The sequence below is a fragment of the Paracoccus sp. SM22M-07 genome (genome assembly GCF_001887735.1).
Lineage (GTDB): Bacteria > Pseudomonadota > Alphaproteobacteria > Rhodobacterales > Rhodobacteraceae > Paracoccus.
This window is the reverse complement of the sequence record NZ_JPKW01000004.1, coordinates 237,922-245,298: the sequence shown is the minus strand read 5'-3', so window position 1 is coordinate 245,298 and position 7,377 is coordinate 237,922. Positions and strand designations below refer to the sequence as shown.

The 7,377-nt window shown below is 64.7% G+C and carries 4 protein-coding genes; 1 reads left to right on the top strand and 3 read right to left on the bottom strand.

The genetic code is table 11. The annotated features are described in order from the left end of the window. Positions 1–163: 163 nt before the first annotated feature. Positions 164–514 (top strand): MliC family protein, encoded by a 351-nt coding sequence (locus IE00_RS08125; protein WP_170864106.1) that lies wholly within the window; start codon positions 164–166, stop codon positions 512–514. Between the two features lie 48 nt (positions 515–562). Here IE00_RS08125 and gltB read toward each other — a convergent pair whose 3' ends face one another. From gltB to IE00_RS08110, 3 genes are read right to left on the bottom strand one after another with little or no spacing between them, the layout of a single operon-like run. After that, the gene (gene gltB / locus IE00_RS08120; protein ID WP_072296563.1) at positions 563–5,101 is read right to left on the bottom strand and encodes a glutamate synthase large subunit; all 4,539 of its coding nucleotides are present in this window, start codon (positions 5,099–5,101) and stop codon (positions 563–565) included. Continuing rightward, complete coding sequence (locus tag IE00_RS08115; protein ID WP_072296562.1) at positions 5,098–5,805, bottom strand: hypothetical protein; 708 nt, start codon at positions 5,803–5,805, stop codon at positions 5,098–5,100. Before IE00_RS08115 ends, gltB begins: the two co-directional genes overlap by 4 nt. An 8-nt stretch (positions 5,806–5,813) precedes the next feature. Then, on the bottom strand, positions 5,814–7,298 hold the full coding sequence (locus IE00_RS08110; protein WP_072296561.1) for an NAD(P)-dependent oxidoreductase: 1,485 nt from the start codon (positions 7,296–7,298) through the stop codon (positions 5,814–5,816). Positions 7,299–7,377: the final 79 nt, after the last annotated feature.

Here is a 7,377-nt window from a genome sequence, read left to right as displayed (position 1 = left end):
GGGCGTCGGGGGATGGGGTTTCGGGGGGGCGGCGGGACATCATGCCAGCATGTCCCATGCGGCAGGCCCAAGCGTCAAGTTCCCCGACCTTGCCTTGGCCCCATCTTGCCTTGCCGCGCGGCCGGGGCGATGCTGCGACCCTGTTCATCTGAAAGGAAACGACATGACCAGGATCGTCATGCTGGCCCTGATGGCGGGATGGGCCGGTCAGCCATCCGCCGCCGACCTGGGGCTGACGCTGCCCCTGCCGGCCGACGCCACCATCACCGCCACGCGATACCAATGCGATGACGGCCGTGACCTGCCGCTGCGCTATGTCAATGCGGGTGGCAACGCCCTGGCGATCATTCCGCTGGAGGGCGAGGATCTGATCTTTGTGAACGTCGTGGCGGCCTCGGGGGCGCGATACGTGGCGGGCGTGTGGGAATGGTGGTCGAAGGGCGACGAGGCGACCCTGACGCGCGCCGGAGAGCCGGGCATCACCTGCAACACCACCGCCGATCCGGCAAATTGAGAAAGCGGCCCCGGGGGGCCGCTTTCAGGTCTTTTCGTCAGGGTCGGGTCACTCCGCCGGGACGGCGTTGGGTTCCTGCACCGCCTGGATCGGATGGGGCAGGGCCGACAGCATCTCGCGCGGGCAGACCTGCAGGAAGTTGCGCTTTTCACGATCCCAGTTCGACAGGATGTCGTCGGCGCGGCGCGATCCGGTTTCCTTCAGGTGACGCTCGATCAGGCCCTTCAGCTGATCCTCCCAATGGGATTGGGTGACCGGGCACATGACCAGCGTCTCGGGGTTGATGTAGTCGCGCGCCAGGCCTTCGGGATCATAGAGATAGGCCATGCCCCCCGTCATGCCGGCGCCGAAATTCGCCCCGATGCGACCCAGGATCACGGCGACCCCGCCGGTCATGTATTCGCAACCGTTGCTGCCGCAACCCTCGATCACCACGGATGCGCCGCTGTTCCTGACCGCAAAGCGTTCGCCCGCACGGCCCGCCGCGAACAGGTAGCCGTTCGTCGCGCCGTAAAGCACCGTGTTGCCGATGATGGTGTTGTCGGCGGCGACCAGCGGGCTGGCCATCGGCGGACGCACCACGATGGTGCCACCCGACAGGCCCTTGCCCACGTAATCGTTGGCGTCGCCCGACACCTCGATCTTCAGCCCCGGAGCGGCAAAGGCCCCCAGGGACTGACCGGCGCTGCCCGTCAGGCGGATCGTCAGGTGATCGGGCTGCAGGTTGTTCCGCATGCCGAATTTCTGGACGATCATGCTGGACGTGCGCGTGCCGACCGTGCGCTGCGTGTTCCGCACCGCATAGGACAGCTGCATCTTCTCGCCATCCTCGAAGAAGCGGGCGGCGTCCTTGACGATTTCGCTGTCCAGCGTTTCCAGCACGGCATTGCGCGGCTTGGTGCGGTCATAGACGATCTTTTCCGCACCATCGACCGTGATCAACAGCGGGTTCAGGTCCAGGTCGTCCAGGTTGGCGGCGCCACGGCTGACCTGGGTCAGCAGGTCGGCGCGGCCGATCACCTCGTCCAGGGACCGTGCGCCGATCTCGGCCAGGATCTCGCGGACTTCCTGGGCATAGAAGGTGATCAGGTTCACCACCTTGTCCGCCGAACCGGTGAACATGGCGCGCAGCTTTTCGTCCTGGGTGCAGACGCCCACCGGGCAGGTGTTCGACTGGCACTGACGGACCATGATGCAGCCCATGGCGATCAGGGCGGCGGTGCCGATGCCGTATTCCTCGGCGCCCATCATCGCCGCCATGACGATGTCGCGGCCCGTGCGCAGACCGCCATCGGTGCGCAGCGTCACGCGTTCGCGCAGGCGGTTCATGGCCAGAACCTGATGCGCCTCGGTCAGGCCCATTTCCCACGGCAGTCCGGCGAATTTCACCGATGTCGCGGGGCTGGCACCGGTGCCGCCGTTATGGCCCGAAATCAGGATCACGTCGGCCTTGGCCTTGGCCACGCCCGCCGCGATCGTGCCGACGCCCGAAGATGCCACCAGCTTGACGGTGATCTTGGCGCGCGGGTTGATCTGCTTGAGGTCATAGATCAGCTGCGCCAGATCCTCGATCGAATAGATATCATGGTGCGGCGGCGGGCTGATCAACGTCACGCCCGGCGTCGAATGACGCAGCCGCGCGATCAGCTTGGTGACCTTCATGCCGGGCAGCTGCCCGCCTTCGCCGGGCTTGGCACCCTGGGCGACCTTGATCTCCAGTTCCTCGCAGGCGTTCAGGTATTCGGCGGTGACGCCGAAGCGACCCGATGCGACCTGCTTGATCTTGGCGCAGGGGTTGTCGCCGTTGGGCAGCGGATGGCTGTGCGCCGGGTCCTCTCCGCCCTCGCCACTGTCGGATTTCGCGCCGATCCGGTTCATCGCGATATTCAGCGTCATGTGCGCCTCGGGCGACAGCGCGCCCAAGGACATGCCGGGCGTCACGAAACGCTTGCGGATGCTGGTGATGCTTTCCACTTCCTCGATCGGCACCGGTTTGCCAAGCGGCTTGATGTCCAGAAGGTCGCGGATATGGATCGGCGGGTTGGCGCGCATCGTGGCGCTGAACTGCTTCCAGATGTCATAGGAGGCCTTTTCGCAGGCCACCTGCAGCATCTTCATGGTGTCGGCTTCCCAGGCATGCTTTTCGCCCGCACGGCGCAGCTTGTAGAAGCCGCCGACCGGCAGCATCTCGGTATCCTTGCCGTGATAGGCCTTCTGGTGCAGCGCCTCCAGCTTGGCCTGAAGCCCGTGCAGGCCGATGCCGGAAATGCGCGACTGCATGCCGGGGAAATATTCCGCGACCATGGCGCGGGACAGGCCCACCGCCTCGAAGTTCAGGCCCCCGCGATAGGAGGACAGGACCGAGATCCCCATCTTGGCCATGATCTTCAGCAGCCCCGCATCGATCGAGGCGCGATAGCGGCGCATGTTCTCGATCAGGCTGCCGCTCAGCAGGCCGCGCTCGATCCGGTCGTTGATCGAATCCTGTGCCAGATAGGGGTTCACGGTCGTCGCGCCGCTGCCGATCAGCACGGCAAAGTAATGCGGGTCGATGCATTCGGCCGATTGCACGTTGACCGAGCAGAAGGTCCGCAGCCCCTTGCGCGTCAGCCAGCTGTGGACCGAGCTGGTCGCAAGGATCATCGGCATCGGCACGCGGTCGGGGCCTTGGGCCTTGTCGGTCAGGACCAGGTGACCTGCGCCCGAACGCACGGCGTCCTCGGCCTCGGCGCGGATGCGGGCCAGGCCTTCGCCCAGGGCGTCGGGGCCTGCGTCATCGGGGAAGGTGCAGTCGATATAGGTGACGGTTTCCCCGAACATCTTCACCATCTCGGCGAATTCGCCATTGGCGATGAAGGGGCTTTCCAGCACCACGATCTCGGTCTGGCTGCTGCTTTCGTCCAGGACGTTCTTGAGGTTGCCGAACCGCGTCTTCAGCGACATCACGCGCGTTTCGCGCAAGCTGTCGATGGGCGGGTTCGTCACCTGGCTGAAGTTCTGGCGGAAGAAATGGCTCATGGGGCGGTACTGGTTGGACAAGACCGCGGGCGGCGTGTCGTCGCCCATCGAGGCGATGGCTTCCTTGCCGTCCTCGGCCATGGGGGCCAGGACGTGTTCCAGTTCCTCCATGGTGAAGCCGGCGGCCGCCTGGCGGCGGCGCAGGTCGTCACCCGTGTGCAGCGCCGTTTCCGGCAGGTCGCGCATGATGTCGTTCAGCTGGACGACCTTCTCGATCCATTCGCCGAAGGGCTGGCTGGCGGCCAGGCGGTCCTTGATCTCGGTGTCGTGGTACAGCTTGCCGTCCCACATATCGACGGCGATCATCTGTCCGGGCCCAAGCGCGCCCTTTTCGACGACATTGCTTTCATTGACCGGCACCATGCCCATTTCCGAACCCGCGATCAGCAGGTTGTCGCCCGTCACGACATAGCGCATCGGGCGCAGCCCGTTGCGGTCCAGGCCGCCGCAGACCCAACGACCGTCGGTCATGGCCAGGGCGGCGGGGCCGTCCCACGGCTCCATCACGGCGTTGCAATAGGCATACATGTCGGCCCAGGCCTGGGGCATGTCCGTCGTGGCCTTGGACCAGCTTTCAGGCACCAGCATCGTCTTGGTCATCGGCGCGCTGCGCCCCGAGCGGACCAGAACCTCGAAGACCGAATCCAGCGCGGCGCTGTCGGACGATCCGGCCGGCACGATCGGCTTGATGTCCTCGGCCGCCTCGCCGAAGGCGCTGGAGGCCATGCGGATCTCGTGGCTGCGCAGCCAGTTCAGGTTGCCCTTCAGCGTGTTGATCTCGCCGTTATGGGCCAGCATGCGGAAGGGCTGGGCCAGCCACCATTGCGGGAAGGTGTTGGTGGAATAGCGCTGGTGATAGATCGCGAAGGACGATTCGAAGCGTTCGTCCTTGAGGTCGGGATAGAATTCAGCGACCTGTTCGGCCAGCATCATGCCCTTGTAGATGATCGACCGGCAGGACAGCGAACAGAAATACAGCTGCGGCACCTGGGCGGCGATGGCGGCCTTTTCGATGCGGCGGCGGATGACATACAGCTCACGCTCGAACTGGACATGGTCGATGTCCTTTTCGCAGCGGATCAGGATCTGCTCGATTTCCGGACGGGTCGCGTTGGCCTTTTCGCCCAGCACGCTGGTATCGACCGGCACGTGGCGCCAGCCATAGATATAGTGGCCCATCCGCAGGACCTCGGATTCGACGATGGTCCGGCAGGCTTCCTGGGCGGCGAAATTCGTGCGCGGCAGGAAGACCTGACCCACGGCGATCAGCTTCGACTGGTCGGGCTCGTGGCCGGTGCGGCGCACCTGGTCGTAAAAGAAGGGGACCGGGATCTGAACATGGATGCCCGCGCCGTCGCCGGTCTTGCCGTCGGCATCGACCGCGCCACGGTGCCAGATGGCCTTCAGCGCATCGATGCCCGATTGCACGACCTTGCGGCTGGCCTTGCCGTCGATGTTGACCACCAGGCCGACGCCGCAGGAGGAATGCTCGTCCTCTTCACGATAGAGGCTGTTCTTGGCCATCCAGTCGCGGCGGGCCTGCTCTTGTTCTTGCCAATCGTTGTTCATGATGCGGCCCTTTCCTGCTGGATCTGCGTCAGCAATTGATCGCAGTCGAATTGTGGGGTGGTCTCGGCAAAGCCCTTGTCGCCGGGGAAGGCGAAAAGAACGGGGCTGTCATTCGTTTTGGTCTGTTCGCCGGTCGCGTCGATGCGCGATTCGATGCCGCCGAAGAAGCGGCCGAATTCGCGGCTGATGAACTGGGTGCCGCGGCGTTCGCTGATCAGCTGGCCGTCCGGCCCGGTGGTGGTCAGCTGGAATTCGGTCCGCTCCAGCTGCTGGCCGTCGATCTGGACGGTTTCGCCGGTCAGCACGTCGAAGCCCTTCTGGTTCAGCACCACGCCGTCGCTGGCGCGGGTGTCAAAGTCGAAATCGTCGCGCCCCGTCTGCAGCAGGGTGGAAAAGCTGGCCTCGTCGTCAGCGCCATCCACCAGCGTGTCGGTGATGCCCGACAGGGGCGACGTGCTTTCGATCCAGCGGGTTTCGGCATCGATGACCGACATGTGGAACATCCCGTCCCGGCCGAAGATCGCGCTGCGCTGATAACCCGCGGGGTCGGACTGGCAGATGTAATACTGGCTGACCGAACAGCCGCGGTTCTGAACCGTCATCTGCAGGGTGCAGCCCGCGGGCGGCGTGAAGGTCACCGCCTGCAGGGGCAGGCTGGTCAGGGCCAGCGCAACGATGAATGATGTCGCAAGATGCTGCTTCATGGCGATCCTTACTGCGCGGCCACGCGGGCATCGCCCGCCAGGAATTGCGCGATGGACTCGGCGGCCTCGCGGCCGTCGCGGATCGCCCAGACCACCAGGCTTGCGCCGCGCACGATGTCACCCACCGCGAAGACGCCCGGGATCGAGGTGTGATGCGTCTGGAAATTGGCCTTGATGGTGCCCCAACGGGTCACCTCCAGCCCATCGACGCCCCACAGCTTGGGCAGGTCCTCGGGTTCGAAGCCCAGGGCCTTGATGACCAGCTCGGCGGGTTCGTCGTAATCGGCGCCCTCGATCAGTTCGGGGCTTTGGCGGCCGCTGACGTCGGGCTGGCCAAGGCGCATCTTCTGGATCCGCACGGATGCGATCTGCGGGTTGCCCGCGACATCGCTTTCCTGCGCGGTGGCCATGTCGCCGGTCACATGGCCGGTGAACTGACCCGGAGCCGACAGCCAGACGAATTCGACGCCCTCTTCCTCGGCATTCTGCACCTCGCGCTGCGATCCCGGCATGTTGGCGCGGTCACGACGATAGAGGCATTTGACCGATTGCGCGCCCTGGCGGATCGCCGTGCGCACGCAGTCCATGGCCGTGTCGCCGCCGCCGATGACGACCACGCGCTTGCCGTTGGCGTTCAGTTCGCCATCCTCGAAATCCGGCACGTCATCGCCGAAATCGATCTTGTTGCTGGCGGTCAGGTAATCGATGGCACGCACGACGCCGCCGGCATCGGTGTTGTCGATGTCCAGGTCGCGGGTCTTGTAGACGCCCGTGGCGATCAGCACCGCGTCATGCTTGCCCCGGATGGCGTCGAAGCTGATGTCTTCGCCCACGTTGCAGTTCAGAACGAATTCCACGCCACTGTCGGCCAGTAGCTGGTTGCGGCGCATGACGACATCCTTCTCCAGCTTGAAGCCGGGGATGCCATAGGTCATCAGACCGCCCGCGCGGTCATAGCGGTCATAGATCGTGACCTGAAACCCCTGCCGGCGCAGCATGTCGGCGGCGGCAAGGCCGCCCGGTCCGGCACCGATGATGCCCACCGATTCGGCGCGTTCCTGGTCGGGGGTGAAGGGCTGGACCCAGCCGTTTTCCCAAGCGGTGTCGGTGATGTATTTTTCCACCGCGCCGATGGTGACGGTGCCGTGGCCGGATTGTTCGATGACGCAGTTGCCCTCGCACAGGCGGTCCTGGGGGCAGATGCGTCCGCAGATCTCGGGGAAGGTATTGGTGGCCTGGCTGACCTGATAGGCTTCCAGAAGGCGGCCTTCGGCGGTCAGTCGCAGCCAGTCGGGGATGTTGTTGTGCAGCGGGCAATGCGACTGGCAATAGGGCACGCCGCACTGGCTGCAGCGGCTGGATTGTTCCGTCGCCTTGGCATCGGCAAATTCGCGATAGATTTCGTGGAAATCCTCACTGCGTTCGCTGGCCGAGCGTTTCTCGGGCATTTCGCGCGGTGTCGTGGTGAACGTGAGCATCTTTTGCGTGGCCATGGCTGCGCTGTCTCCCTACAGGACCTTCCGCAGCTGGCTTAAACCAAGGCATTTGCAATGAAAAGTCAGCAGTGCTGAC